At 58.6% G+C, this 26,168-nt stretch carries 25 protein-coding genes; 5 read left to right on the top strand and 20 right to left on the bottom strand.

Annotation, left to right across the window (positions count from 1 at the left end):
* Positions 1 to 4: 4 nt before the first annotated feature.
* Entirely contained in the window at positions 5 to 958 is a 954-nt protein-coding gene (locus ACFOOP_RS08470) for an MBL fold metallo-hydrolase (RefSeq protein WP_379880475.1), read from the top strand.
* 9 nt (positions 959 to 967) lie between these two features.
* Here ACFOOP_RS08470 and ACFOOP_RS08465 read toward each other — a convergent pair whose 3' ends face one another.
* The gene (locus ACFOOP_RS08465; protein ID WP_379880474.1) at positions 968 to 1,741 is read right to left on the bottom strand and encodes a cell wall hydrolase; all 774 of its coding nucleotides are present in this window, start codon (positions 1,739 to 1,741) and stop codon (positions 968 to 970) included.
* A 257-nt stretch (positions 1,742 to 1,998) separates the two neighbouring features.
* Positions 1,999 to 4,689, bottom strand: a complete 2,691-nt coding sequence (gene ppdK / locus ACFOOP_RS08460; RefSeq protein ID WP_379880473.1) for a pyruvate, phosphate dikinase — start codon at positions 4,687 to 4,689, stop codon at positions 1,999 to 2,001.
* Between the two features lie 251 nt (positions 4,690 to 4,940).
* Between ppdK and ACFOOP_RS08455 the strand changes: the two genes are divergently transcribed.
* A complete protein-coding gene (locus ACFOOP_RS08455) occupies positions 4,941 to 6,389 on the top strand; it encodes a hypothetical protein (RefSeq protein ID WP_379880472.1) in 1,449 nt (482 codons plus the stop codon).
* Here the strand turns inward: ACFOOP_RS08455 and glyS are convergent.
* From glyS to ACFOOP_RS08390, 13 genes are all read right to left on the bottom strand, one after another.
* The gene (glyS, locus tag ACFOOP_RS08450; protein WP_379880471.1) at positions 6,386 to 8,698 is read right to left on the bottom strand and encodes a glycine--tRNA ligase subunit beta; all 2,313 of its coding nucleotides are present in this window, start codon (positions 8,696 to 8,698) and stop codon (positions 6,386 to 6,388) included. The genes ACFOOP_RS08455 and glyS overlap by 4 nt on opposite strands.
* A 52-nt stretch (positions 8,699 to 8,750) precedes the next feature.
* Positions 8,751 to 9,203, bottom strand: coding sequence for a PaaI family thioesterase (locus ACFOOP_RS08445; RefSeq protein WP_379880470.1), 453 nt, complete (start codon positions 9,201 to 9,203; stop codon positions 8,751 to 8,753).
* A gap of 4 nt (positions 9,204 to 9,207) precedes the next feature.
* The gene (locus ACFOOP_RS08440) at positions 9,208 to 9,768 is read right to left on the bottom strand and encodes a DUF6438 domain-containing protein (protein ID WP_379880469.1); all 561 of its coding nucleotides are present in this window, start codon (positions 9,766 to 9,768) and stop codon (positions 9,208 to 9,210) included.
* A gap of 33 nt (positions 9,769 to 9,801) precedes the next feature.
* Positions 9,802 to 10,128, bottom strand: coding sequence for a putative quinol monooxygenase (locus tag ACFOOP_RS08435; RefSeq protein ID WP_379880468.1), 327 nt, complete (start codon positions 10,126 to 10,128; stop codon positions 9,802 to 9,804).
* A 9-nt stretch (positions 10,129 to 10,137) separates the two neighbouring features.
* Entirely contained in the window at positions 10,138 to 10,890 is a 753-nt protein-coding gene (gene mtgA, locus ACFOOP_RS08430; protein ID WP_379880467.1) for a monofunctional biosynthetic peptidoglycan transglycosylase, read from the bottom strand.
* Between the two features lie 84 nt (positions 10,891 to 10,974).
* Entirely contained in the window at positions 10,975 to 11,382 is a 408-nt protein-coding gene (locus tag ACFOOP_RS08425) for a DUF1761 domain-containing protein (protein WP_379880466.1), read from the bottom strand.
* Between the two features lie 115 nt (positions 11,383 to 11,497).
* Positions 11,498 to 11,968 carry a GFA family protein gene (locus ACFOOP_RS08420; RefSeq protein WP_379880465.1) on the bottom strand — a complete coding sequence of 157 codons (471 nt, stop codon included), beginning with the start codon at positions 11,966 to 11,968 and terminating at the stop codon, positions 11,498 to 11,500.
* Between the two features lie 3 nt (positions 11,969 to 11,971).
* On the bottom strand, positions 11,972 to 12,910 hold the full coding sequence (locus ACFOOP_RS08415; protein ID WP_379880464.1) for a glycine--tRNA ligase subunit alpha: 939 nt from the start codon (positions 12,908 to 12,910) through the stop codon (positions 11,972 to 11,974).
* A 35-nt stretch (positions 12,911 to 12,945) separates the two neighbouring features.
* A complete protein-coding gene (locus tag ACFOOP_RS08410) occupies positions 12,946 to 14,235 on the bottom strand; it encodes an APC family permease (RefSeq protein ID WP_379880463.1) in 1,290 nt (429 codons plus the stop codon).
* 104 nt (positions 14,236 to 14,339) lie between these two features.
* Positions 14,340 to 15,140 (bottom strand): dimethylarginine dimethylaminohydrolase family protein, encoded by an 801-nt coding sequence (locus ACFOOP_RS08405; RefSeq protein ID WP_379880462.1) that lies wholly within the window; start codon positions 15,138 to 15,140, stop codon positions 14,340 to 14,342.
* Positions 15,141 to 15,163: 23 nt separating this feature from the next.
* Positions 15,164 to 15,778, bottom strand: coding sequence for a glutathione S-transferase family protein (locus tag ACFOOP_RS08400; protein ID WP_379880461.1), 615 nt, complete (start codon positions 15,776 to 15,778; stop codon positions 15,164 to 15,166).
* Positions 15,779 to 15,872: 94 nt separating this feature from the next.
* Entirely contained in the window at positions 15,873 to 16,886 is a 1,014-nt protein-coding gene (locus tag ACFOOP_RS08395) for a tetratricopeptide repeat protein (RefSeq protein ID WP_379880460.1), read from the bottom strand.
* A 153-nt stretch (positions 16,887 to 17,039) separates the two neighbouring features.
* Positions 17,040 to 18,206: a hypothetical protein gene (locus tag ACFOOP_RS08390; protein WP_379880458.1), complete on the bottom strand. Its 1,167-nt coding sequence runs from the start codon at positions 18,204 to 18,206 to the stop codon at positions 17,040 to 17,042.
* Positions 18,207 to 18,427: 221 nt separating this feature from the next.
* Between ACFOOP_RS08390 and ACFOOP_RS08385 the strand changes: the two genes are divergently transcribed.
* Complete coding sequence (locus ACFOOP_RS08385; protein ID WP_379880457.1) at positions 18,428 to 19,564, top strand: DNA cytosine methyltransferase; 1,137 nt, start codon at positions 18,428 to 18,430, stop codon at positions 19,562 to 19,564.
* 62 nt (positions 19,565 to 19,626) lie between these two features.
* On the opposite strand, the gene ACFOOP_RS08380 is transcribed toward ACFOOP_RS08385, so the two are convergent.
* Entirely contained in the window at positions 19,627 to 20,343 is a 717-nt protein-coding gene (locus ACFOOP_RS08380; RefSeq protein WP_379880456.1) for a DUF1194 domain-containing protein, read from the bottom strand.
* Between the two features lie 159 nt (positions 20,344 to 20,502).
* On the opposite strand from ACFOOP_RS08380, the gene ACFOOP_RS08375 reads away from it, so the two are divergent.
* Positions 20,503 to 20,907: a very short patch repair endonuclease gene (locus ACFOOP_RS08375; protein ID WP_379880455.1), complete on the top strand. Its 405-nt coding sequence runs from the start codon at positions 20,503 to 20,505 to the stop codon at positions 20,905 to 20,907.
* 73 nt (positions 20,908 to 20,980) lie between these two features.
* On the top strand, positions 20,981 to 21,271 hold the full coding sequence (locus ACFOOP_RS08370; protein WP_379880454.1) for a GNAT family N-acetyltransferase: 291 nt from the start codon (positions 20,981 to 20,983) through the stop codon (positions 21,269 to 21,271).
* A gap of 12 nt (positions 21,272 to 21,283) precedes the next feature.
* On the opposite strand, the gene ACFOOP_RS08365 is transcribed toward ACFOOP_RS08370, so the two are convergent.
* The 4 genes from ACFOOP_RS08365 to ACFOOP_RS08350 form a co-directional block, all read right to left on the bottom strand.
* Positions 21,284 to 23,146: a DUF885 domain-containing protein gene (locus ACFOOP_RS08365; RefSeq protein WP_379880453.1), complete on the bottom strand. Its 1,863-nt coding sequence runs from the start codon at positions 23,144 to 23,146 to the stop codon at positions 21,284 to 21,286.
* Positions 23,147 to 23,297: 151 nt separating this feature from the next.
* Complete coding sequence (locus tag ACFOOP_RS08360; RefSeq protein WP_379880452.1) at positions 23,298 to 23,489, bottom strand: hypothetical protein; 192 nt, start codon at positions 23,487 to 23,489, stop codon at positions 23,298 to 23,300.
* Positions 23,490 to 23,731: 242 nt separating this feature from the next.
* Complete coding sequence (locus tag ACFOOP_RS08355) at positions 23,732 to 24,313, bottom strand: HAD family hydrolase (protein ID WP_379881538.1); 582 nt, start codon at positions 24,311 to 24,313, stop codon at positions 23,732 to 23,734.
* Positions 24,314 to 24,336: 23 nt separating this feature from the next.
* On the bottom strand, positions 24,337 to 26,121 hold the full coding sequence (locus ACFOOP_RS08350; RefSeq protein WP_379880451.1) for an acyl-CoA dehydrogenase C-terminal domain-containing protein: 1,785 nt from the start codon (positions 26,119 to 26,121) through the stop codon (positions 24,337 to 24,339).
* Positions 26,122 to 26,168: the final 47 nt, after the last annotated feature.

Here is a 26,168-nt window from a genome sequence, read left to right as displayed (position 1 = left end):
TTCTATGAGAAAAACCCTCGCATTCGGCGCCGCCATCGTTCTTTCCGCCTGCGGCGGACAAACGCCATCCGATAATAAACTGCAATGCGATGTCTCGCTTCTCGTGCTCGGCGTGGCGCAGGACGCCGGCAAGCCTCAGATCGGCAATCCGGACGATCCCGCATGGGACGATCCTTCTTTGCGCAGGCTCGCAAGTTCACTAGCGCTTATCGACCGGCGGGACGACAAACCGAAACGCTGGCTCTTTGATGCAACGCCGGACATCAAGTTTCAGTTGCACGATCTGAATAAGACCGCGCCTACTGACAAGCCTGCATTTGTAAATGGCGTATTCTTGACCCACGCCCATATTGGTCATTATGCCGGCCTGATGATGTTCGGCCATGAAGCCGCGGGCGCACAAAATATTCAGGTTTTCGCGATGCCCAGAATGGCGGGCTTTCTTAGCGATAACGGTCCTTGGTCGCAGCTTTTGACCTATCACAATATTTTCGCCGCCATCATGGAGGGCGGTGAAGCAGAACCATTGGCGGAAGGGATTTCCGTCACGCCGTTTCTGGTTCCCCATCGCCAGGAATTTTCCGAGGTTGTCGGCTTTCTCATCCAGGGGCCGGAAAAATCAGCGATTTATCTTCCCGACATAGACAGCTGGGAGAAATGGGACGCCGAAGGAACCAAAATTGAGGACATGATCGCAGGCGTTGATTACGCTTTTCTCGACGCGACTTTTTTCTCGGGCGACGAATTGCCGGGACGCGATATGTCCAAAGTTCCGCACCCGACGGTGAGTAACTCCATGGCGCGGTTCGAGCCACTCTCACCGGAAGAAAAGGAAAAGGTTCATTTCATCCATATGAACCATACAAATCCGCTGCATAACCGCAGCTCCCCCGCCCGCGCGGAGGTTAAAAAATCCGGTTTTAACATTGCGGCGGAAGGCCAACAAATCTGTCTTTAGACAGATGGCTTACATCGCGGCCGGCGCAGCGGCGAGATTGCGGCGGCTTCGGAATTTATAAAATTTATGTGTGCCGATGGTCGCCGTCGGCGTCAGTGAATCCGCCCAGTGCGGCGTCACATAGTTTGCATGATAGTGCGTGGCGTTCCGGCTGATCGGCGCGCGCAGTCCAGCAAGGATTGCCCCGGCGAGATCTTCGGACTCTTGCCATTTGCGCTTGTTCAAACGCGCCTGCATGGAGCCGTCGCAACTGAACGAAAACTGGCATCCCGTGCGCCGTTCCGATCCCTGAAACACCACCTGGCAAATTGTGTTCGGATAAACAGCGCTCGCCACACGATTAAGAACCACATCGGCGACAGCAAGCTGTCCGATGCGCGGTTCGGACCGGGCTTCGTAATAGATAGCCTGAGCGAGACAGGTGCGTTCCTCCGCATCGAGCTTGGCGATGGTGAGGTCCGTGAAGTCGAACGACGTCAACGCCTCGATAGGATCGGCGTCCGTCAGGATCGCCGTGGTCGCTTTAGCCGGCTTGAGGCGCGGCCCGTCCATCGCTTCGCGCGCGGCGGCGGTTTCTGCAGCGAGATAGTTCGCGAGGTCGGCGACAAGCTCCGCCTCCTGGGCGATGGCCGCCTGAACCTTGCGTTCTTCTTCCGCCCGGCTTGCATTGACGGTGGCGCTCATGGCGCTCGCCACGGCGCAAATCGACAACAGGCCCGCCGCCGCAAGGCTGCGCAGGGTCCAGTTGACCTCAAATCCGTGATGTTCGCTTCCGTCTTTCAATTCGCACCGTCTGCTTATTCGCCGCCTGCCGGTGACAGGCCCGCCGAAACCTCAAAAGCCTCGGCCGCAAAGCTTTACCAATTCGTAAGAACCAAAAAACGCGCTTCGCAGCGCGCCTTTTCAAGGCGGAATATGGCGCCCGCAAAGAGCTTTTACAAACGATTTCGCCGCGCGTTAACCCTTTGTTAACCTTACAGAAAGAAAGCAACCCATTGTTTTATCTGGGTCTTTTTTCTGCTCACGTTAATATTAACCCTTTAGGCGGTTGAACCGCCCTGACTTTTTTCCAGTTTTGCTTGCGCTGCAGCAAGACGGGCGATTGGCGTCCGGTATGGCGAACAGGACACATAATCGAGCCCTGCCCCCTCAACAAACCGGATCGAATCAGGGTCGCCGCCATGCTCCCCGCAGATGCCCAGCTTGATGTCAGGCCGGGTCGCGCGGCCTTTTTCGGCGGCGATTTTGATCAGCGCGCCGACGCCGTCAGGATCGAGAGTGACAAACGGATCGCGCTCAAAAATTCCCTGACGCAAATAGTCTGGCAGGAAGGCCGCTGAGTCATCGCGCGACAGGCCAAACGTCGTCTGTGTCAGGTCGTTTGTCCCGAAGGAGAAGAACTCCGCGTCCTTCGCAATCTCGTCAGCGGTCAGCGCCGCGCGCGGCAACTCAATCATGGTGCCAACGAGATAATCGAGCTTGGTGTTGTTTTCCTTCAACACAGCAAGCGCAACCGCATCAACGCGCGCCTTTAGCATGGTGAGCTCTTCGCGCTTGGCGACAAGCGGGATCATGATTTCCGGCGTTACTTTCTCGCCCGTTTCTTTGGCGACCGCACAGGCGGCTTCCATGATGGCGCGCGCCTGCATCTCATAGATCTCCGGATAGGAAACGCCGAGACGGCAGCCGCGATGGCCGAGCATGGGGTTGAACTCATGCAGCTTATGAGCGCGGTCTTTCAGTTTTTGCGCATCCATGCCCGATGACTTCGCCACTTCCTCGATTTCATCATCCGAATGGGGAAGGAATTCGTGCAAGGGCGGGTCCAACAGCCGGATCGTCACCGGCAGACCGCTCATCACCCGGAACAGCTCTTCAAAGTCCGAACGCTGCATAGGCAAGAGTTTCGCCAGCGCCGCTTCGCGGCCTTTTTTATCTTCGGCGAGGATCATCTCGCGCACGGCGATGATGCGATCGGTTTCAAAGAACATGTGTTCGGTGCGGCAAAGACCGATGCCTTCAGCGCCAAAGTCACGCGCCACACGCGCATCATGGGGCGTTTCCGCATTGGCGCGCACTTTCATGCGGCGCACAGCATCGGCCCAGCCCATCAGCTTGCCAAAATCGCCTGACAGCTCCGGCTGCACCGTCGGCACGGCGCCGGCATAGACACGCCCCGCCGCGCCGTCGATCGTAACCGTCTCGCCTTTTTTCACCTGACGCCCGGCGACCGTGAAAAACTCCTCGCTCTTGTCGATTTTCAAATCGCCCGCGCCGCAAACGCAGGGTCGGCCCATGCCGCGCGCCACCACGGCGGCGTGAGACGTCATGCCGCCCCGCGCCGTGACAATGCCTTTCGCCGCATGCATGCCGTGAATGTCTTCGGGGCTCGTCTCGACGCGAACGAGAATGACCGCTTTTCCTTCCTGCGCGAGACGTTCAGCCTCGTCGGAATTGAAGACGACTTCGCCGACAGCGGCGCCCGGCGACGCCGGAAGACCGGAAAGCACCTGATCGCGCGGCGCATCGGGATCGAGCGACGGGTGAAGCAACTGATCGAGGGAATGCGGATCAACGCGCATCACCGCCTCTTCCTGGGTGAGCAATCCTTCTTCACACAGATCGACGGCTATTTTAAGCGCCGCTTTCGCCGTGCGTTTGCCGTTGCGCGTTTGCAGCATCCAGAGCTTTTCATTCTGGATCGTGAACTCAATGTCCTGCATGTCGCGATAATGTTTTTCGAGCCTGTCGAAAACCGCAGCCAGCTCCGCATAGGCTTTGGGCATCGCCTCTTCCATGGAGGGAGCGTCATCGCTCATGGCTTCGCGCGCGCGTTTGGTCAGCGCCTGGGGCGTGCGGATGCCGGCGACAACGTCTTCGCCCTGCGCATTGATCAGGAACTCGCCGTAATAATGATTGTCGCCCGTCGACGGATCGCGCGTAAACGCAACACCAGTCGCCGACGTCTCGCCCATATTGCCGAACACCATGGCCTGAACGTTGACGGCCGTGCCCCAGCTTTCGGGAATATTGTGGAGGCGGCGATAAGTGTCGGCGCGGTCATTGCGCCAGGACCCGAAGACGGCGTTGATGGCGCCCCAGAGCTGTTCTTCCGGGTCTTGCGGGAAAGGACGCCCAAGCTCGTCGCCGACGACTTTCTTGTAGCCATCAATGACGGACTTCCAGTCATCTGCGGTCATTTCCGTATCGAGGAAATAGTCGTGCTCTTCCTTGTAGGTTTCGAGCTGTTCCTCGAAGGAATGGTGATCGACCTCCAGCACCACATCCGAATACATCTGGATAAAGCGGCGATAGCTGTCATAGGCGAAACGTTCGTCGCCGGAGAGTTTCGCGAGCCCTTTCACCGTTTCATCGGTGAGGCCGAGATTCAAAACCGTGTCCATCATGCCCGGCATCGAGGCGCGCGCGCCCGAGCGCACTGAAACGAGCAGCGGCTTTGACGTGTCGCCGAATTTCATGCCCACCGCATCGCCCACTTTAGCGAGCGCCGTAGAGACTTCCTCGGCAAGCCCCGCCGGATGGTTGCGGTCATTTTCGTAAAAAGCGGAACAGACCTCTGTGGTGATCGTAAAGCCTGGCGGAACAGGGAGTCCGAGGCTCGCCATCTCGGCCAGATTCGCGCCTTTTCCGCCCAGAAGGTTGCGCATGGAAGCGTCGCCTTCCGCGCTTCCGGCGCCAAATGAGTAAACCCACTTTGTCTTGTTTTTCATCGGGTCTCCGCCTGCCTTTTTTAGTCCGGTCGTCCGTCTGGAGGACCAAGTTTGTGCCTTAGGGCGCCGCAGTGCAACATCCAAGCCGGAAATTGCCGCATCGCGCGGTTTTAGCCAATTATTTCAAGCATGCACTATAAGCCTCTGCGCTTACCCGTGGATAACTATTCACCACTTTTTTTTCCGTGTTAGGCTGGGCGACCTGCCCCCGTTTAGGCTGGGGCGACGGTAGGGGATTTGCGGGGGTTTTCATGGGGCGGATCGGTTTACCGGTCATGGGGCTGGCTGGCGCGGCCGGGTTTTCCGGCGCAGTGGCGCAGGACGCCGGCGAGGTTGGCGGAATTTCCCTGACCGCGCTCGCGGGCGCCAGTGCGGTCATCGCCATCATCGGCCTCATCCTGATTGGCGCCCTCGCCTCGCCGCGCCTCAAAGGCTCTTCGCTTTTCAACCGGCTGTTCGTCGTCGTCGCCGTCGCCGCCGGTTTTTTCAGCGCCATCAGTTCGGCCATCGGCTTCGGCCTCATCACCTCGCAGGAATCCGCCGACATCTTCCGCAACTCGATCCTGCCGCCGGCCTTTGGCGTCTTCGTCTTTTGCCTTGCGGTCGCGATCTGGGTTGGCGGCGCAGACTTTGTGCGCCATCGCGACTGGTTTCGCGGCCTCAAAGGCGGTTTTCTGGGCGACATTATTTTCTTCATCGAGCGCGCCATCAAATTGTTTGTCGTCGTGCCGATCCTCGCGGCGATTTTGTTTTTCGTCTCCACCTGGACGACAGTGGTAGGGATCGGCGGCGTCGACGCCGTGCGCCACACTTACAGTTTTGAAATCGACCGCCTCGCCGCCGAATGCGCCGGCATCACCGCATGGCGCCAGCGTGACTTCCTGTTCCTCGAAGACTTGAAAATATCGGTGCGTGATGTGACCCGCGTCGCCGATGGCGAACGCATTGACGGCGCGCAATCGGGCGCCTCGGGCGACGGCGCCGTCACCGGATATTTTATCGGGCTCGCCGACTGGTATCGCGGTCTTGAAGAAAGCGTCGCCGCAACGCTCGCGGCGCCGGACCCGTCAGGCGTTGATCCTTACGCCTCAGAGACCTGCGCGGTGAAAACCGACGAGCTGAAAAAGCTCCTCTCGCGCAACGCCTATGACAATGTCGACCGCTGGAATCGCGAGTTTGAAAGCGCCTTCAACGATTTTGCAGGTGTTTTGAACCGGTGGCGTCACGACAAGCGGATCGAGCGCTTTCTTGATCAACAACTCGACAGCTTCGCCCGCGCCAATCCGAAACCTTCGCGCATCACAGCGGCGCAATCGCGCGCGATTAACAATTACGCGGAAGAAATCGAAGGCGCGCTCTCCTCGCTGATCCGGTCGCAGAAACTGCAAAAGCCGCCCGTGCCGCTGAAGTCCGCGGCGGAATTATCTCCGGCGCGCGGCCTCGATATTTTCCGTGAGCTGTTCGATCCGCCACCGCCGCCGGAAGAGCCTGAAAAGGTCTCGCGCCGCCAGTCGGTTGTTGATGCTGAGTTCGTGCCCGGCCTTTCGACAATCACCCCGCGCGACGCAGTTCTGAAAAACGCCAGCATCTTTTCCGATGTCTGGGCGCTGGCGATCTCATGGGACTACGCGCCCTATATTCTGATGCTGGCGTTTCTGTTCTTCCCGAGCGCAGAACGCGCGGCCGGGTTTAAGGATTAGCCTTCCAGCTTCGAGAAGTCGGCAACCTTAGCAGTGGCCGCCGTTAGACGCGCGAGGAGCGACAGGCGGTTGGCGCGCAACTTGGCGTCGTCGACGTTGACAGTGACTTTTTCAAAGAAGGCGTCGAGCGGCGCGCGAAGCTGCGCCAGCGCCGACATGGCGGCCTCGAAATCCTCGGCCGCGACAGCCGTTTCCGCTGTTGCTTCTGCGTCCATGAGAACTGCGTAAAGCGCCTTTTCTTCCGCCTCAGCGAGCGCGCCTTCTGTCACGCCTACCTGATCGGCCGGTTTCTTGCCTTTCTTTTCTTCGGCTTTGAGGATGTTGCCCGCGCGCTTGTAAGCCGCCGCGAGATTGGCGCCGTCATCGGATTTCAGGAACGCAGCGAGGGCTTCGAGCTTCGCAATGATCAAAACAAGATCATCCTGCAAATTGCCGTCCTCGTCGGTCAACACCGCATCAATCTGATCGTGTTTGAAACCCTTGTCACGAAGATAGACTTTCAGGCGGTCATGGAAGAAAGAGAGCAGTTCGATCTGAATTACATCCGGTGAACCCATTTCAAACGCGAGCTGCTTAATAAAGTCAGCAAGCTCGCTTGCTTGATAAAGCCCACGCCAAGATTCATCTTTACCTTGATAGCGTGCTAGCCTTCCGGACAAGCGTTGTGCTGAAGTCAGCTCTTCCAAACGACTAATATCTAAAACTTCAATCGCCGCCTTTAATCCAGCGGATTCAAACTCATGGTTAAACTCTTCACTTATCCAATAAAAAATTGAATTTCTCTTAGAGCCAGCAAGCAAGGTTTCCATCTGCCAGGCTATTAAATTTCTAAGAGCCACTCGATGCTGATTATTCAGCATTATCTGAATCACGCCCAAAGCCGAGCGTCTCAACGCAAACGGATCGCTTGAGCCCGTCGGTTTTTTGTCAATCGCCCAGAAGGCCGTCAGCGTATCGACCTTGTCGGCAAGCGCGACAGCGACGGAGACCGGCGCGGTCGGCACGTTATCATCCTGACCCGCGGGCTTATAATGATCGCGGATGGCGTCAGCGATTTCCGCCGATTCGTTCTGTTCGAGCGCGTAATATCGGCCCATCACCCCTTGCAGTTCCGGAAACTCATAGACCATGCCGGTCACGAGATCGGCCTTGGCAAGCAGCGCCGCGCGTTCCGCCTTCGCAGGATCGGCGCCCACGGAGGGCGCGATTTCTTTCGCCAGCGCCGCGACGCGCCGCGCCTTGTCGCCGACGGAGCCGAGGCCTTCGAAGAACGTCACCTTGTCGAGGTCATCAATGCGATCCGCAAGCGGGCGCTTCAAATCCTGATGATAAAGATACCAGGCGTCTGACAACCGCGCGGTCAGGACGCGCTCATAGCCGGTGCGCATGGCCTTGCCGCCGTCAGGCGATTCAATATTCGCGACGTAAACGAACTTGTTCGCGAGACACCCGGTCTTTGGGTCGCGCACCGAGAAATATTTCTGGTGCCCGCGCATCGACGCGGTCAGCACTTCGTCGGGCACGGTCAGAAATTTTTCGTCGAACGACCCCATCATCGGGACCGGCCATTCGGCGAGCCCCGAAACCTCGTTCAGCAGCCCCGCATCCTCGACAAGCTCCAAGCCTTGCGCCTTGCACAGGGTCGCGGCGTCGCGCGCAATCATTTCCTTGCGTTCTTCAGCGTCGAGAATGACTTTCGCTTTTTTCAGCGCCTGATCATAAGCCTCAAAGGAGCGCGCCTGAATCGTTTGCGGCGCCATGAAGCGATGACCTTGGGTCTTGTCGCCTGACTTGATCCCGTCGATTTCGAAATTCACCACCTCGCCGTCAAAGACGCACAGGACCGCATGTAAGGGACGCACCCAGCGCAAATCGCCATCACCCCAGCGCATGGATTTTGGCCAGGAAAAGCCGCGCACAATTTCGGGCACAAACTCAGCGATGAGGTCCGCCGTGTCCCGGCCTTTTTGATCGATGACCGCGACCCAATATGCGCCCTTTTTATCCTCGCGCTGCTCGCATTGGTCGAGCGAGGATAACCCCGCCGATTTCAAAAATCCTTCGATCGCCTTGTCCGGAGCGCCGACGCGCGGGCCTTTTTTCTCCTCGCGCCGGTCGGGCTGGCGCGCGGGAACCCCCGCCGCGACAACGGTCAGGCGCCGGGGCCCGGCAAAGCCCTTCACCCCTTCAGGCATGAAGCCAGCGTCCATCAGCGCCTTGTTGACCGCCTTTTCAAGGTCGGCGGCGGCGCGGCCCTGCATGCGCGCGGGGATCTCTTCGGAGAACAGTTCAAGAAGCAATTCTGACATGGCCGCGGGTTCTAAGGTGGCTTTGAGCCGGGGGCAATAGAGGCGCCGCGCCCTAGCCCGTCATCCGGCGCATCTGCACCGCATAGATGCGCGCGGCGAGCTTTTCTTCCCCGTTGAGAATATCAGCCTCCACATGGATGAGGCTCGCGGAGGCGTTAGTCACCCGCCCCTCAATCGTCGCGAGAGGCGCGGTTAAAGGCCGGAAATAATTAGTCTCAAGCCGCGAGGTCCGGAAGCGCTCACGATTGTCGCTCAGAACGGTCATCGCCGTCAGGCCGGCCACATGGTCGGCGACCGAGGCGATATGGCCGCCAAACATCACCCCGTCCGGCATGATGAAGCGGTCATCAATATCCCAGCGCATGGAGATGTGGCCCCAGGACCATTCGAGAAGGCCGAATTCGCCCAGCTTTTCTCGCGACCAGTCGTTAAACCGCGACCCGCCGGCCTTATAGCCGTTGAGAATATCCGTGTGGCGCTCGGAGGTCGTGCGGGTGCGGGCCATGGGTCTATTCTTTCGCGCCGTAAAAATCTTCGCGCGGTCCGATCCAGTCCTCAATGTCAAAGATCGCGTCCATCTGCGCGACCATCTCTTCAAAGCGCTCGCGGCCTTCAAAATCCCGGCAGCCCTGATAGACGCTCACTTCATGGTTCAGGCGCTTTGTCTCAACCGATATGATGACGCTCGGCATATCTGTCGCGATAGGGCCGCAATTATCGCCCGCTTCATTGGGGTAGCGCGTATCGAAATCGGAAAAATGATGGTCGCGTGCGATTTTGATCAGTTTCTTGAAAGAACCGTCGGGCAATCGCTTGCTGACGGCGCCGCCGGTCTCTGTCACAAACCTTTCGCCGCTAAATTGCAGAACATCCTGTTCATAGACGGTCACTTCATAAATCGGACAAAATCCGAAGCATGCGGTTCGTTGCAGCGTCAGCTGATTATAGTCGCCCGGCTCACCGGAAACGCCCGGCGTGGCGTAATAAGGCTTATAGCCTTTTGGCGCGCATCCAGTCAGCATCGTCGCAGCCAGTAAGAAAGCCGCCAGAAAAAGCTGAAGACGTTTCATTGTCATCACTCGCGTTTCACCTGTTATGTCACCTTATGACGTGAGATCGACCGGCGCAAAAGGAGAAAACATCTGTTTCGCTTCAGGCAGATCGCCGATGGTCACATAATCGCAAGCTTCGCCATATTGCTCCCACATGGCGAGCACGTTGAGATTTTCATGCGCCGCATCGATCGCCTCCTGTGATTTCCAGCAGAAAACTTCGACATAGGTTCCGTCATCCGCCCTCCCGCAAAGCGACGGCCCGTCATCGACCAGTCCTTCGGCGCGCAGGGTCGGCAGATGTTTTTTCATCAGCGCCAGAAGCTCCGTTTCCTTGCCAGATTTCGGACGATAGCAGGCGATGACCATAACGCTCATGAGAACCTCCTATTTTGATTTCCACACGCAGGCGTCAAGACCATCGCGACTTATCTGATCCATCCGTGAACGGATCGTATAGCTGCGCGAGCGCACATAAGGACCCGGCGGATCGACGCGCCATTTATGCGGGTTCGGCAGGACGCTCGCAAGGAGAGCGGCCTCATTGGGCGTCAGGTCTTTGGCGCTTTTGTGAAAGCGCGCCTGCGCCGCCGCCTCGGCGCCGAAATGGCCGTCGCCCCATTCGGCGACATTAAGATAGACTTCCATGATCCGGCGTTTGGGCCAGAAGCTTTCGATCAGCACGGTCATCCACGCCTCCCCTCCCTTGCGCAGCCAGCCGCCGCCATTCCAGAGGAACGCGTTCTTCGCCGTCTGCTGCGAGATTGTCGAGGCGCCGCGCAGGCGTTTGCCGTTTTTGGACTCTTCCAGCGCCTTGTCGATCGCTTCGAAATCGATGCCGTTATGGAGGCAAAAGCGCGTATCCTCCGCCGCGATCACGGCTCTGACCAGATGCGGCGAGATTTCGTCGAGCGGCGTCCATGGATGTTCGATAACATCGCCGCTGAGCTTGCGCTGAAACATGAGAAGCGTGCCCGGCGGCGGCGCAAGGCGGTAATAGCCGGCCCAGAGGAGCGATGCGCCAAACAATCCCAGCACGGCAATCACGCCCGCGCGCAAGGCGAAGCGCAAGCGGTTCGGCGCCGCCTTTTTCTTTTTACGGCTTTTCCGGCGTTTTCTTTTCGGCGCGGTCAACGCCATCGCACATCTCTCAACAAAAAGGCTTCCCACTAGAATAAGGGGCGGCGCGGCGGCCGCCCCTTCAAACAGAATGGCGTCCGGCCGCTACTTTATCAAGGACAGGACAATCGCCGAAACCACCCATCCCGCCAGCACATGGCCTGCGTCGATCATCAACAGCGTCGAATTATGCGCCGGGAGATAGAGATAGGCGTACATGGTGAGCGGCAGGGCAATCAGCGCCCACATGAGCACAGCGGTCATCACCGCCTTCACTGGACTGGCGACGCCTTTCCATTTCAGGAACAAACCAACGCCCAGCACCTGAAGAAATGTCGTCAGGATGCCGCCAATCATGTAGACGTCAAAGCCGCCCGCATTGTCGGCTGTCAGTCCGTGGCTTTCCATCCAGGGCTGCATGAAAAGAACGCCGTACCAAAGGTAGCCGAGCATCCAGAACACAACCGTCGCAACAATAACGCCAAGCAGATTCAAACCAAGTATTTTGGGCATTACAATCCTCCCTAGCTTTGTCTGGAGAAATTATACCGCCCTGTACGCAAGGCGGGCAATGCGCAAGAAATTCAGGTTTTCTGATTGCTGCGAGTGCGAATTATCCGAAGGCGGCTTAATTTGCGAAAATGCCGAAACTACAAAACCGCTCTACATAAGGCCCATATTCCGTGGGCTGCACGTCGCAGAGAAGGTCATCCTTGTCGAACTTGATCCAGGGTTGCGCGCTCTTCACCCAGATATGTCCGGCGGGGCGCACCCATGAAGTGTCGTCGAAGGTGCCTGCGCGCAGACTCAAGATTCCTGTAGAGGGCGTTTGACCATTGGCGATGCGATTGCCGCAATCCTTGCAGTAATACCCGAAACGCTGCGCGCCGGAATCGGCTTTCCATTCAGTCTTGCCGGGCTTGCCTTCAGTGAAAGAAAAAGCCGCTTCGGGTATCACCGTTGAGAGCACGAATGCGCTGCCCGTCTGTTTCTGACAATTGCTGCAATGACAGGCGTAAAGCGTAATCGGCGCGGCGGATAGTTCATAACGAAGGGCGCCGCACTGGCATCCGCCTTCAAGAGGGAGCGCGACGGTCATGATCTACGCCAGTGCATAATCGACGACGCCCGCGCCTTCGGTGCGCCCTTGCGGGCTTTCCAGCCACGCTTCGCAACAGGCCTTCGAAAGCGTTCTGACGCGCAGGATATAGGACTGGCGTTCGGTCGCGGAGATGACGCCGCGCGCATCGAGCAGGTTGAAAAGATGCGAGGCCTTGATGCATTGCTCATAAGCCGGCAGCGGATAGGCCTTGCCGTCTTTCTTACCGGCTTCGATGATCGCCGCGCAGTTCTCTTCCGCTTCCTTGAATTGGCGGAAAAGAATTTCCGTATTCGCGAGCTCGAAATTGTAGGCCGACTGCTCCACTTCATTCTGGTGGAACACATCGCCATAGGTGAAGGGCGATCCGTCCGGCTTGGCGCCGCCATAGACAAGATCGAAGCCGTTATCGACGCCTTGCACATACATGGCGAGGCGTTCGAGCCCGTAGGTGATTTCTCCGGTCACGGGTTTGCAGTCGAAGCCGCCGACCTGCTGGAAATAAGTGAACTGCGTCACTTCCATGCCGTCGCACCAGACCTCCCAGCCAAGGCCCCAGGCGCCGAGCGTCGGGCTCTCCCAGTCGTCTTCGACAAAACGGATGTCGTGCACCGCACGGTCAACACCGATGGCGTCGAGACTGCCGAGATAGAGTTCCTGAATATTGTCAGGGCTTGGCTTCAGCGCCACCTGAAACTGGTAGTAATGCTGGAAACGGTTCGGGTTTGCGCCATAGCGGCCATCTGTCGGTCGGCGGCAAGGCTGCACATAGGCCGCATTCCACGGCTTTGGCCCGAGCGAGCGCAGCGTCGTCGCCGGGTGAAACGTCCCCGCCCCCATCTCCATGTCATAGGGCTGGAGGATCACGCAGCCATTATCCGCCCAGTAGTTCTGAAGCGTGAGGATGAGGTCCTGAAAAGTCTGTTTTTTGTGGTCTGTCATAGCGCGGCGGACGCTATTCGGCGGCGCAGGCCCGGTCAAGCATTAGCTTCCGGGGCCAGCGGCGCCTGTTCCTTGTAGCGCGCCTTTGACCAGAAATAGATCGGCAGGCCGGCGGCGAGAAGCAAGGCGCCCCACAAGAGCGTCGTGACGCCGGCGCCAGCCATGGCAATGATGGAGTAAACTAGCGCCGCGAGCGCGATGATCAGCCAGCCGCGCGCCGACCGCCAGTCGGCTTTGATTTCCGCGAGCGCCGACAACACATAGGGCGCCAGCGTCGCGAGCGTCGACATGGCGATCATGAAAGTGAACGCCGCGACCAGACCATCCGTATAATTCATCAGCAGGATAACCGTGCCGATGACGCCAGTGACGATCAATGCATCGGCGGGAGCGGCGCCCGTGTTTTTCTTTGCGAGAAATTTCGGCGCAAACCCGTCCCGCGCCGTCGCCATCGCGGTCTGGGCGCCGATAAAAACACAGCCATTCAGTGAGCCTGCGGTTGAAATGAGTGCGCCCACTGCGATCACGATCGCACCTGCAGGCCCCAAAATCCGCGCCGCATCCGCAAAAGGCGCTTCGGAAACGGCAAGCGTCTCCACTGGCAGGATGAACATCACTGCGGCTGTCGAAGCGACATACAACACCGCCACACATATTGTCGCCGATGTGATCGCCCGCGGGATTGTCCGCTTTGCATCGACAACATCTTCTGCAGCGACGACGCCCGCTTCAATACCGATAAACGCCCACATGGTGAGGAGCGCCGTTGCGGCAAGCCCCTTGATGAACGGTTCACCCGTAGGGTTAAACGGGGGAATGTTTTCCGGCGATCCGAAAAACAAACCGAGACCGATGACAAGCAGCAGCGGCGTAATCTTCAGGATGGTCATGACGAGTTGCGCTTTTGCGGCCGCTTCAACGCCGCGAATATTAATGGCTGTGATCAGCCAGACCAGCGCGATCGCGACAAACATCTGCGCGATCGTATTGCCCGCCAGCGGCGGAAAGATCGCGCCCGCATAGCCCGCAAAAGCGACAGCGATCGCCGCTGTCGCGAAAACAATGCTCAGCCAGTAACTCCATCCCATCAAAAACCCGGCGAGATCGCCAAAGGCGTCGCGCGCATAGATATAAAAACCGCCACTCTGATGAGTCCGGCTCGCCAGGCGCCCGAGCGTCAAGGCAATGCAGATCGCCCCCGCTGTCGTAAACAGCCAACCCAAAAAACTGATGGAGCCGTAGGCAGCCAGAACCGCGGGCAACAGAAAGATACCCGACCCGATCATGACGCCGGCGGACATCGACCAAACTTGCCAGAACCCCATGGAAGGCGGGCGGACCCCTTCGCCCGATTGATCAGAGGACTGATTCATTCAGACAGAGTGACGGGGCGCCTTGTTGATGTCAATCACACGCCCCGCAGCACAAGTCAGGCGCCGGTCTTCCATCGCAGAGACATACAGGAAAGCCCGGCGTCAATCTTTCCGATCTGCGACGTTTCGAGAGGAACGACATCATAACCAAGCTTATTAAGAAGCTCGATCGTTCCTGGAAATTGCGCGCCGACCATTACGACATCATTGACACGCAGCGCATTGGCCGCCGCTTCCTCCCCTTCCGGAACGATGACGGTTTCGAAATCATAGAACACATCCGAACGAGCGAGGCGCTTCGTCGCCAAAATGGTTTCATCGTCAAGAAGCGAACAATCGGTCTTGAAATGCAGCACGCCTTCCGGCGTTTCAACAATCCGGCTTGTCAGCCCCAACCGGGACAGACATGACTGCAGCGCTTTCGCGCCATTAAGGTCAGTGCGGGATGAAAGTCCGATCATCACACCTTGGGGCGTGTTCAGAATATCGCCGCCCTCCGCAAAGCCGGGCGCCGGCAGGTCAAGCACCGTTTGAAACTTTTCTTTCAGCGCGGGTGAGATTTCGCCCACTTCGCCTGCGCGGCTTTGCGCGCCGGGACGCAACAAGATCGCGCCTTGCGTAAAAACCAGCGCCGGGTCTTCTACAAAAATAGCATCCGGAAACGCCTCCAGCGGCGGCAGGATATGAACATCGACGCCTGCGGCCTTTAGCGCCACGATATAAGCATCCTGTTCTGCAAGGACGCCGTCATAGGTAGGGTCGCCGCCGTCATCGGCGCGCAACCCCTTGACCACGGATTTCGCCGGGCGGCGAACGATGGCGGCGTCGAAACTGTATGTTGGCCGATTGCCGCTCATCGCTTCACCATCCTTTGTGTGGCCTACATCTTCACTTCAGTTTTCTTGAAGCCTTCAAGGCCCTGCACCCGCTCGTTCCAGGCGCAGACATTAGCATAATCCGCAAGCGGCAGGCCCATCGCTTCGGCATGGGTGAGCCCCGCGCCAGCAGCGAAATCAGCGAGCGTCGGCGCATCGCCAACCAGCCAGCTCTTGCCCTCGAGAGCGCCGTTCAGATAAGCGGCCTCACGCGCGAATTTCAGTAAGGTCGCCTCAACCACCGCCTCGTCCGTATCGCCAAGCCCCAGCATGCCTTTCACAAGGCGCTCGAACTGGATCGGCTGGTAGGCCGGCGTCCAATGGGCGACATCCCAAAACAGGAACTGGTTGACCAGCGCACGCGCTTTTGGATCTTCAGGGTAAAGATCATTCTTCGTCTTTGAACAAAGATAAATCATGATGGCGTTGGACTCACCAATCAGAAACCCGGCATCGTCCATAAGCGGGATGCGCCCCGAAGAATGGAGATCTTTAAACGCCGGGTCATTTGGCGTCAGCGGCGGGTTTTCAACATCGAGCCCGAGATGATGCGCGACGGCAAGCGGCTTTCTGACATTTTGCGAAAATGGAACGCCGATAATTTTAATGGGGTTCGCCATGGGTGGTCTCTCCTTTTCAAGCGGAGGGGACGCTATGGGCGGGCATGACAAGGGTCAAGGCGCGAACTCACGCCATCACGAAGCTGTTACGGATTCAGAGCGAACGCATAGCCTCGACGATACGAGTCGATTCTTCCATCGGCGGCGGCGCGTCGAGCGCATTCTGGAAATACCGCCGGGCGACGCTTTTCTCACCCGCTTCGAGCGCAATCAGCGCGCGCCCGATATAGGCTTCGTAATTGTCGGGCGTGTATTCAAGAATGCGCGCCAGCGTTGCATCCGCTGTTTCGGATTTGCCGGCGGCGGCTTCGCAAAGACCGACATCGACCATTGCGCCGAGCGCCCAGGGATCGCTTTGCAATGTGGCGCGCGCCGACGCGCAATAGCCGGGCGTCAAATTCTTGCCGAGGAGCGCCTCCACCTGTGCGGCGTAATCGAATTTCTGCGGCGCGGGCGCCGGCAGCGGCCGTTCCTCCCGAATGACCGGTTTGGCGGTCTCCACCGGCTTTTGTACGGGCTGGAGACTGGCGAGACGGGCCGGTTGCGGCGGCGCCAGTCTTTCAGGCGGCCCAAGCGAAGCAAAACGCGACAACCGCTCCGGCTCGCTTTCACGTAGAGAGGGCTTGGGGGCGGGTTTTGGCGCTGCCCTTTCCGAGGCTGACTTCGCTTCTGCGTTCGGGGTGAGGCTCGGGGTCGCCAGCGCCGCCTGCTGCGCCACAGCGTCGGCATAAAAAAGATCGACACAGGTCGCCGGGCGTCCGGAGATAACGCAGGATTTGGTGTTGGCGTATTCGAGAATCCGGCGGGATGCGACATTCAACAGACTGCCCTCCGCATCAGGGACCATGGTGAAGCCGTCAATATTGTGACTGCGCGCGGAGAGATCGAGGCTCATCTCGGCGGTGACGCCGCGCAGAAAGAAAACCCCGTCGCCGCGCTTTTCAAGACCGCACGCACCGTTGCAGATGAGCGCGATGCGGGTCTGCAAGTCCTTTTCCCCAACCTGCACATCCTCAAGCCCCTGCCCGGGCGCGCCTTGCGCCGCCTCCAGCGGAACGCAGAGCGCCAGGGTGATGATCCCTGCGGCGATGACGATGTTTCGGAACATGGGCGTTACGTCTTGCAGCGCGCGAATGAAAACAGTTGGTTGACCGCTCCTTGTCCACAGAGTCGGGGCATTCGGTCAATGAGGGCGAATCAACGCGCCTAAAAACGACGGGCGCCCCTGAGGGCGCCCGTGTTTTACCTGATTTGAGGCGGTTTAGTAGCTGCGATAAACACGCCGGCTGCCCGGCTTGATATAGCCATAGCCCCAGCCGTCATAACAGAGCAGCGCCACTTCCTCGTATCGGCGGCCACGGCGGTAGAAGGTCTGGGAGACCAGATCGCAATCGCCGATGTAATCCCATGAATAGAGGTCCCAGCCGAAGCTCACATAGAGCCAGCCAAAGGGATCATAGCCATTACGATAGTGGAAGATGTTGTGGTGCGAGCACCAATAGCCGTGTCCGCTACGCGGTCCATGGCCATGGCCGTAATATTTGCCGCCATAACGCACCGACGGATGCCGGTAGGAGCCGTGACGGCGCTGATGATAACGCCGCGCATCACGGCGGCCGTCACGATAGGCCTGGCGCGACCGCCCGCGATCACTGTAGCGCTGGTCGCGCCGTCCGTCACGATAGCCATCCCTGCGCCCGTCTCGCCGGCCATCGCGATAGCCGTCATACCGTCCGTCACGACGTCCGTCGCGGGACCCGTCACGTCTGCTGTCGCGAACACCGTCACGGCGGCCATCTCTTCCTCCGTCACGGGCGCCGTCGCGGCGGCCGCCGGAATTATCCGCATATCGCTGTCCCGAACGGTTGCGGTCCTGACTGCGGTCGCCGCTACGACGTTGATCGCTGTCACCTGATGACCGGCGCTGCGTGTCATTGTTGCCGGCGCGGCGCTGGCGATCGTTGTTGTTTTGCGCTGCGTCGCGCCGGCCGCTGTTGTCAGCCGCACGACGCTCGCCGCCGCGGCGGTCATTGTTTCCCGCATCCCGGCGGCGTTCACCGCCATTTGTGCGGTCGCGCCGGTTTTCGGTGGTGCGATACTCTTCTCTTCGTTCAGTGCGTTCAGCGCGTTGCCGTTCTCGCGGTGTCTGACCGCGCGACCTGTCGCTGCCGCCGGAGCGGCCACCGGACCTGTCGCCACGCGAGCGTTCACCGTCACGCCGGCCCGACCGCTGACCGCGGTCACGCTCATCAAGCATGGCCAATTGCATCGGAGCAGGTGAAAGCCCCGCCGAAATTGACGTTGTATTTTGCGGTGCGGATGCGGGCGCCGCGATCGCGAATCCCCCACACATAGCAGCGAAGGTCGTTAATCCCGCGACCGTCGCAGTCCTGAAAACCGAAAACGGTTTGATTTCCATCCAGGGCATTCGCCTCTCCTTTGGAAAGCGAGCCCCCTTAGCGCCCACCATCACTTTGCGGGACGAACACCATGGGGTCAATGTAAAGTTCGTCACAGCTCTGCGATTAACGTCTTGAAATAAGGCGGAAACACGGCAATCGTGACGCAAATAAGGCGCAAGCGCTGCGTGTGCGGATGAATATGGCGGCAATGCGGCGAGACCCAATTGACGAAGACAACATCACACCAATGAGCGCGAAAAAAACATACCTCGAATTCTTCGCCGGCGGCGGCATGGCGCGACTTGGCCTTGGGCGTTCATGGCGCTGCCTTCTCGCAAACGATTTCGATTCGCAAAAATGCGCCTCCTATCGTGCTAATTTCGGTGACGATCACCTTGTCGAAGGCGACATCGCCGCTATCACTATTGAAGACTTGCCCGGTCAGGCCGTTGATCTCGTCTGGGGGTCCTTTCCCTGTCAGGATCTGTCCCTTGCCGGCGCGCGCGGCGGCATGGGCGCCCGGCGCTCCGGCGCCTTCTTCCCGTTTTGGTCATTGATGGAAGGCCTGATCGCGACAGGCCGGGCCCCGCGCATGATCGCCATCGAAAATGTCGCAGGATTGCTGACCTCCAATGATGGACGCGACTTTGCTTGCGTTATCGATCTCATGGCCAAAGCGGGATACGCCGTCACCGCGGCCATACTCGACGCCAAAAATTTCACGCCGCAATCGCGGCCACGGCTTTTTATTCTCGGTTTCGCCGATGACCTGGCGCCGCCGAAAGCGCCCGAACCACTTTCAGATGAAATCGCGCCGCCGGCGCTCATCGCGGCGCAAGCGCAACTTTCCAAGACCGCCCAGGCGCGCTGGTTCTGGCTTGGGGCCGCGCCGCGCCTGACACGCAATGCGCGCCTCTCAAGCATCATCGACTGGGACGCGCCAGACTGGCACGCACCGGAACAGACGCAAAAACTTGTCGCCATGATGGCGCCGCATCAGCGCGCGCGCCTTGAAGCCATCGTCAATAACGGGGCGCGGCGCGCAGGCGCGGCTTTCCGCCGGACACGCATCGTCAATGGCGAAACGGTTCAGCGCGTGGAAGCGCGCTTCGACGGGCTTGCCGGGTGCCTCAGAACGCCCGCTGGCGGGTCCTCGCGCCAGATCGTCTTCGCTATTGAGAACGGCAAGGTGCGCTCGCGCCTTATCTCCGCGCGTGAAGCAGCCGGGCTCATGGGCCTTCCCGACGATTACATTCTGCCGCATAGCGCCAATGCAGCGCTCAAGCTCTGCGGCGACGGCGTAGCGGTTCCGGTTGTGCGCTGGCTCGCGGGAACGGTTTTCGAACCGGCCCTCAACCAAGCAAAAGCACGCAAGGCCGCTTAAACATCCGGCCATAAAAAAAGGCCGGCGAAACGCCGGCCTTTTTCAAATTATGCGCAGCCGTTTCAGACGGAAGCCTTGCGGCGCGACCGGCGCCACAACACCAGAAGGCCCGTCGCCATCAGCGGGATGGCGCCCGGAATTGGCACTTCACCGCCAACGATCTCGCGGCCGATCTTGGTCAGAACAGCGGCGGCGAAATCTTCAAACGTATTGGCGACCACGAGGAAACCGCCAGCGCCGCCGACGATATTGGCCATATAGAAGTCCTGCAGGGATGTGCTGGACCCGATGACAAGACCGTTGATAGCGTCAACGCCGCCTGCAAGAGCTGCATCGCGCGCCGCAGACGAGGCGCTTGCGTTGCCGGTTCCGTCGCCGGAGACATCCATCACGAGGCGTGTTCCCTCAAAACCATTGTCATTAAAGAGTGGCGCGCCGTAATTGATCGCCGCGCTGGGCACTGTTCCGCCGTTGAATGGACGCCCCGCCGCAGCAACAGCGTCGGCAAAGGCGTTTGCGGACGTCCCGTCGCTGATCAGCGCCCAGTCGACGCCAATCGCCTGTGAAGCTGAGCTCGACCAGTAAATCAACTGGACAGCGATGGAACCTATCGTCCCGTTTTCAATGGCGGAAATGATGCCAGCGTCGCGAAACGCAGCTTCATAGCCGTCCTGCTGGAGAGCGAACTCACCGCTGCTGATAGAGCCAGAAACGTCTACGAGAAGTTGCAGTTCGAGATCGACTGCAGTCGCGTGGCTCGGCGTTGCGGCCACAGCCATAGCCGCTGCTGACATAGCGGCAAATAAATGTTTGAATCGCATGGTACTCCCCCATATTGCATTGCACTATGGCCAACCTAGCCAAATTATCTGGCCGCTCAAGCGCTAAGTGGCGCTGAATGAATTTTTATTTGAGAGAACCAGCGATACGGGAAAATCGTGGGAACGGACATCTTTAGCGCGAATAAGCGCTCCGAGATCATGCGAGCAGTCAAAGGGCGTGACACCACGCCCGAAATCGCCTTGCGCAAAAAACTCTTCGCCCTCGGCCTGCGCTATCGCCTCAATGTCAAAGACCTACCGGGAAAGCCTGATCTTGTTTTCCCCAAGCATAAAACGGTCGTCTTTGTTCATGGCTGTTTCTGGCACGGTCACACCTGCAAGCGCGGCAATCGTCAGCCAAAGCAGAACGCCGATTACTGGAAAGACAAAATCGCACGCAACATGGCGCGGGATCAAAAAAACGCCGCCGAGCTGGAAAAGCTCGGCTGGCGCGTGATCACTGTGTGGGAATGCGAGATCAAGGACCTTGATCCGGCCAAACTGCCAATCAAGCAGCTGTGAGCGGAACCGGCTCACCACAATGACTGTCCGTTCCTACATCAGCAGCGCGCAAGCTCACCTCGGAGACAGCTTTATGACGAAAGAAAATCTCGATATTCAGCATGAACGCAAAGGCGACACCGGCCGGTATTGGGCCCTCGCCAACGGCGGTGAAGCTGAGCTGACATATAAAATGCGCGGCGAGATTATGGTGATCGACCACACCTACACGCCGGTGGAAGCGCGCGGAAAAAACATTGCGCGCCAGCTTGTGGAGCGGGCGGTTGATGACGCCCGCGATCAAGGATTTCGCATCGACCCGCAATGCCCTTATGTGGATAAGCTGTTTCAGCGGCGCCCTGAATGGGCGCCGCTGCGCATTTGAATGCGTTTGCGATTAACTCGCTTTTTGCGTCTCAACCCATTCGTCGACACGACGCTCGAGAATGTCGAGAGGCAATGCGCCGCCGCCCAGCACCGTGTCATGGAAGCCCTTGATGTCGAACTTGTCGCCAAGCTCGGCTTTGGCTTCCTCGCGCAACTCCAAAATCTTCAGCATACCGATTTTATAAGCTGTCGCCTGCCCCGGCCAGACAATATAGCGTTGAACCTCCGAGCGAATTTGCCCTTCGGCCGCCGGTGAGTTCTCCATGAAATATTGAACGCCTTCTTCCTCGGTCCAGCCTTTGTAGTGAAAGCCGGTGTCAAGAACGAGGCGGATCGCGCGCCAGATTTCCGTCGTCAACCGCCCGAAATCTGAATAGGGATCCTCATAGGCGCCCATTTCTTTCGCCAGCAGCTCTGAGTAAAGCCCCCAGCCTTCCTGATAGGCGGTGAAACCCGCCTGGGTGCGGAAAGTCGGCACTTCGGTCAGCTCTTGCGCGATGGATATCTGCATATGATGGCCGGGATTGCCTTCATGATAGGCGATGACCTCAAGCTGCGGGATCGGCATCATGCTCATATCGGACAAATGGGCGTAATAAACGCCGGGGCGCGATCCGTCCGGCGTGCCCGGAAAATAATGCTGCGCAGCGCCCGGCTGTTCACGGAAGGGTTCGACGCGTTTCACGATCAGGTCCGCCTTCGGAAGAAGGCCGAAATAATCCGGCAGCTTTTCGCCAATGTAATCGAGATGCGCGGTCGCCGCGTCGATATAGGCTTGCCGGCCTGCATCGGTGTCGGGATAGTAGAACTGCGGATCGTCCCGCACGAAAGTGAAAAACTCCTGCAGCGTGCCGTCGAAACCGACCTGGCTCTTGATCGCTTCCATCTCGCCTTTAATCCGCGCGACTTCCGACAGACCGAGCTGGTGGACTTCCTCCGGCGTCATCTTCGTCGTCGTGGAGCTTTCCAGGCGGTCGGCGTAATAGGCCGCGCCGTTCGGGTTTTTGCCGACGCCCGTGGCGGTTTCATCGGCGTTGACTTTATCCTCCTCGAACCAGTCGATCAGCGCCTCATAGGCCGGGGCCCAATGTTCGATGAGGGCGTCGCGCGCCGACGCCTGCAATTCATCCGCTTTAGCCTGATCGATTTTGCCGGCGTCAAGGAGCCCTGCGATTTTTGCTTTGGCGTCCGCCCATACCGGGCTGTCGCCTTCACCTTCGAACGGAGCGCCGGTGATAAGCGCGCGGGACTGTTCAAGCACACCTTCATAAGCGAAGAGCGGCGGGCGCGAGCCCGCTTCGGCGTTGAGCTTTGCTGAGTCCAGCAGTTGTCCCAGCGCCCGCGACGCCCCGCCAATCCGTGCGATATAGGCCTCCATGTCGGAAGGCTCTTCAACCTTGTGGAAGGCGATCAGGAACTGTGCGAGGAACGCTTGTGGTCCCTGCATCTGGGTGAAGACATATTCATTGCGGCGGAATTTACTGGCCGACGCCGCGCGTTCATATTGATAAATCCAGACATCGTAAGATGTCCGCGCCTCGGGCGTCAGTTTCGCGCGATCGAAATTCGCTTTCAGTTCTTCGACCGTCTGGCGGCGCCATTCGAGCTGCGCATCCTGCGCCTCTTCGGAAAGATCGTCGACCTTGTCATAGTCCTTCTTGTCCCCAAGAAAAGTCCGCTGGATCGGGCTGAAATCGAGTTCTTCTTCAAACTTAACCTCGAACCACTCATTAAGCCGTTCTGTCTCCGCGGTGATATCTTCCGCGCTTGGCGCCGCTCCCGCCTCAACTACAGCCGACTCTTTTACAGCTGTTTTCTCTCCACACCCGGCGAGAATCGCCGTTCCCATTAATAACGCAATCGCTAAACGCATCTGGCGCCCCTTTTCCATTGCTTCGGACGAACCGCGCCCGAAATTGCGGCGCATCCTATAGATTTCGCGCGCGTCGGCAATCGCGACGAGCCAAAGCAACAGAACGGGAGCTCAGATGACGCAGGTGCTACAAACGTCCTATTCCGGCGTCCTATTCGCGATAAGCGGAGTGAACGTGACGGCCGCGCTTCTCAAAACCGAAAACGGCGGCGGCGCCCGGCGTCGAGCGCAATAAATCGAAAGTCCGCTCCTGCGCGCCAATATTGTGGCACGATTGGGTGCAGCGGCGGACAGTCTTTCCGGCGCTATCCAGAACTTCGAAGTCGTAGGTGGGCTTACGCATCACTTTCTCCTTACAATTGAACAAAGATGGCGGCTTTGCATCACGCCTCCTAAAGGCGCGACCCGTCCGTGTTCTGATCTTTTTCGTAACAAGAAAATTCATCAGCCGGGCGGAAACAAAGCCGCCCCCCGCTTGGGTTTGGTGATGCGCCGTGCCGGTTAACGCCGTCTTAAGAAAGGCCCTCGCGGTGATGACGAATTGCTCATATGTTTAAACACAGCATGAAAGAACAATGCCGCTTTTTATATTACACCCGCGTCAGACAAGGCGCTCAGCAATCCGCGCCCGGCATCCACATGCTGCGCCTGCACACCCGCTTCGCGCGCGGCCGCAACATTCTCTGCAACATCGTCGAAAAACAAGACGCCCGCCGGGGGCGCATCAAGACTGTTGATAACCAAATCGTAAGCGCGCTGTTCAGGTTTGCGGGCGCCAAGCTCATGCGACAGAAATGTTTTCTCAAACAACTGCGCGAGGCCAAGAGTCTCGGCCTGACGCCAATGGGGTATGTTGATGTTGGAGAAACAGGCGAGCCGGTATTTTCCTTCAAGCGCATTAATCGCGTCGCGCGCGCCGGGCAGAAATCGCTCGGGCCAGGTTTCGAAATCAGCAATGAAGTCGCCGGGACTCACATCCAGCTCCCATTGCTGGACCGCCTGCTCCGCAAAAGCCAGCGGGGTCAATTCACCGCGCTCGAAAGCATGAAGCGCTGGCGTTTGCGACAGAGCGGTTCGCGCCTCGGCAAGCGAAAGCCGCCCATTCGACAAGGCCGCAAGCCGTTCGGGGCCGCGGTAATCAACCACGACCCCGCCCAGATCAAACAGCAGCGTATGAATATTCCCGGCGATTAAAACGCCTCCGCCGGAAGCGCCATCATGGCTTCAGCGCCGGATTTCACCTTATCGAGATGGGACGCCGTTTCCGGAATGATCCGGTCAACGAAATATTTCCCGGTGATGAGTTTGTTTTTGTAGAAATCATCGCCCGAGTCTTTTTTCTCCAGCGCGGCCTTCGCCGACTGCGCCCATGCGTAGGAGAGCGCCGTGAGCGCAAAGAGACAAAGATAATCCATCGACGACGCCCCGGCGTTGTTGAAATTCGCCATGGCGTTCGCGCCCATCCATTGCGTCGCTTCAAGAGCGCGGCCCTTGGCGAGGGCAAGTCCGTCTAGGAACGGTTTCAATTCTTCATTGCCCTGATTGTCGGCGATGAATTCATCGACTTCGGCGAAGAATGTCTGCCAGGCGCGCCCGCCATCCTTCATCAGCTTGCGGCCCACAAGGTCGAGCGCCTGAATGCCGTTTGCGCCTTCATAAATCATGGCGATGCGCGCGTCGCGCACGAACTGCTCCATCCCCCATTCCTGAATATAGCCATGACCGCCCAAGACCTGTTGCGCATTGGTCGCGTGCCAATAGCCCTTTTCGGTGAGATAGGATTTCAGAATCGGCGTCATCAGGCCCATATAATCGTCCGCCTTTTGACGGGTCGCCTCGTCCTCGGCTTTGGTGTGCAGATCGCCATAAAGCGCCGACCAGTACATCCAGGCGCGCGCGCCCTCGGTAAAGGCGCGATGATCCATCAGCATGCGGCGCACATCGGGATGGACGATGATCGGATCGGCAGGTTTTTCAGGCTCCGCCGGGCCGGTTAGCGCACGGCCCTGAAGGCGATCCTTGGCGTAGGCGGCGCCGTTCTGATAGGCGACTTCGGAAATCGCCATGCCTTGCAAGCCAACGCCGAGGCGCGCTTCATTCATCATCGTGAACATGGCGCGCAGGCCCTTGTTTTCTTCCCCGAGCAGCCAGCCCGTAGCTTCGTCATAATTCAGAACGCAAGTTGAGTTGGCGTGAATGCCCATTTTCTCTTCGATAGAACCGCAGCTGACGCCGTTGCGCTCGCCGAGGGAGCCGTCTTCATTCACAAGAAACTTAGGCACGATGAACAGTGAGATGCCCTTGACGCCTTCGGGGGCGCCCTCAATGCGCGCCAGCACGAGATGAATGATATTCTCGGTGAGGTCATGTTCGCCGGCGGAGATAAAAATCTTCTGACCGGAAATCTTGTAGCTGCCGTCGCCTTGCGGAACGGCTTTGGACTTCAACAGCCCGAGATCGGTGCCGCAATGGGGCTCCGTCAGATTCATTGTGCCGCCCCATTCGCCAGCGATCATGTTGGGCAGATATTTCTGTTTTTGTTCGTCCGTGCCATGGGCGTGGATTGCATCCGCGGCGCCGCGGGCGAGGCCCGGATACATGCCGAAGGCCATGTTCGCCGCCGAGACCATTTCCGACACCGCCACCGCAAGAATGTAAGGCAGCCCCTGCCCGCCATATTCCGGATCGAAGGACAGCCCCTGCCAGCCGCCCTGTTTGTAAATTTCGTAGGCTTCCTTGAAACCCTTGGGCGTTGTCACAGAGCCGTCTTCATGACGGGTGCAGCCTTCCTTGTCGCCGGAATGATTGATGGGGTGGAGCACATTTGACGCCATTTTCGCCCCCTCCTCAAGAATAGCCGAGACGACATCTTCCGAGGCGTCGGCAAATCCGGGCAGGTTCGAATATTTCGAAATCTGCAGGACCTCGTTGAGGACGAATTGCATGTCTTTGAGCGGCGCGGTGTAAGTGGTCATGTCTGATCCTTAAGCTTCGGTGCGGCCTTGAGGGGCGTTTCAGGGGC

It is taken from the genome of Hyphococcus aureus, assembly GCF_042643165.1.
GTDB classification, from domain to species: domain Bacteria; phylum Pseudomonadota; class Alphaproteobacteria; order Caulobacterales; family Parvularculaceae; genus Hyphococcus; species Hyphococcus aureus.
The sequence above is the reverse complement of the archived record's forward strand: the minus strand, read 5'-3'. Positions and strand labels throughout refer to the sequence as shown.

Bases quoted from the DNA above. Each gene is read 5' to 3' on its own strand.
- ACFOOP_RS08470 (WP_379880475.1), top strand. From the start codon at position 5: ATGAGAAAAACCCTCGCATTCGGCGCCGCCATCGTTCTTTCCGCCTGC.
- ppdK (WP_379880473.1), bottom strand. From the start codon at position 4,689: ATGAAAAACAAGACAAAGTGGGTTTACTCATTTGGCGCCGGAAGCGCG.
- ACFOOP_RS08455 (WP_379880472.1), top strand. From the start codon at position 4,941: ATGGGGCGGATCGGTTTACCGGTCATGGGGCTGGCTGGCGCGGCCGGG.
- glyS (WP_379880471.1), bottom strand. From the start codon at position 8,698: ATGTCAGAATTGCTTCTTGAACTGTTCTCCGAAGAGATCCCCGCGCGC.
- ACFOOP_RS08445 (WP_379880470.1), bottom strand. From the start codon at position 9,203: ATGGCCCGCACCCGCACGACCTCCGAGCGCCACACGGATATTCTCAAC.
- ACFOOP_RS08440 (WP_379880469.1), bottom strand. From the start codon at position 9,768: ATGAAACGTCTTCAGCTTTTTCTGGCGGCTTTCTTACTGGCTGCGACG.
- ACFOOP_RS08435 (WP_379880468.1), bottom strand. From the start codon at position 10,128: ATGAGCGTTATGGTCATCGCCTGCTATCGTCCGAAATCTGGCAAGGAA.
- mtgA (WP_379880467.1), bottom strand. From the start codon at position 10,890: ATGGCGTTGACCGCGCCGAAAAGAAAACGCCGGAAAAGCCGTAAAAAG.
- ACFOOP_RS08425 (WP_379880466.1), bottom strand. From the start codon at position 11,382: ATGCCCAAAATACTTGGTTTGAATCTGCTTGGCGTTATTGTTGCGACG.
- ACFOOP_RS08420 (WP_379880465.1), bottom strand. From the start codon at position 11,968: ATGACCGTCGCGCTCCCTCTTGAAGGCGGATGCCAGTGCGGCGCCCTT.
- ACFOOP_RS08415 (WP_379880464.1), bottom strand. From the start codon at position 12,910: ATGACAGACCACAAAAAACAGACTTTTCAGGACCTCATCCTCACGCTT.
- ACFOOP_RS08410 (WP_379880463.1), bottom strand. From the start codon at position 14,235: ATGGGGTTCTGGCAAGTTTGGTCGATGTCCGCCGGCGTCATGATCGGG.
- ACFOOP_RS08405 (WP_379880462.1), bottom strand. From the start codon at position 15,140: ATGAGCGGCAATCGGCCAACATACAGTTTCGACGCCGCCATCGTTCGC.
- ACFOOP_RS08400 (WP_379880461.1), bottom strand. From the start codon at position 15,778: ATGGCGAACCCCATTAAAATTATCGGCGTTCCATTTTCGCAAAATGTC.
- ACFOOP_RS08395 (WP_379880460.1), bottom strand. From the start codon at position 16,886: ATGTTCCGAAACATCGTCATCGCCGCAGGGATCATCACCCTGGCGCTC.
- ACFOOP_RS08390 (WP_379880458.1), bottom strand. From the start codon at position 18,206: ATGCCCTGGATGGAAATCAAACCGTTTTCGGTTTTCAGGACTGCGACG.
- ACFOOP_RS08385 (WP_379880457.1), top strand. From the start codon at position 18,428: ATGAGCGCGAAAAAAACATACCTCGAATTCTTCGCCGGCGGCGGCATG.
- ACFOOP_RS08380 (WP_379880456.1), bottom strand. From the start codon at position 20,343: ATGGCTGTGGCCGCAACGCCGAGCCACGCGACTGCAGTCGATCTCGAA.
- ACFOOP_RS08370 (WP_379880454.1), top strand. From the start codon at position 20,981: ATGACGAAAGAAAATCTCGATATTCAGCATGAACGCAAAGGCGACACC.
- ACFOOP_RS08365 (WP_379880453.1), bottom strand. From the start codon at position 23,146: ATGCGTTTAGCGATTGCGTTATTAATGGGAACGGCGATTCTCGCCGGG.
- ACFOOP_RS08360 (WP_379880452.1), bottom strand. From the start codon at position 23,489: ATGCGTAAGCCCACCTACGACTTCGAAGTTCTGGATAGCGCCGGAAAG.
- ACFOOP_RS08350 (WP_379880451.1), bottom strand. From the start codon at position 26,121: ATGACCACTTACACCGCGCCGCTCAAAGACATGCAATTCGTCCTCAAC.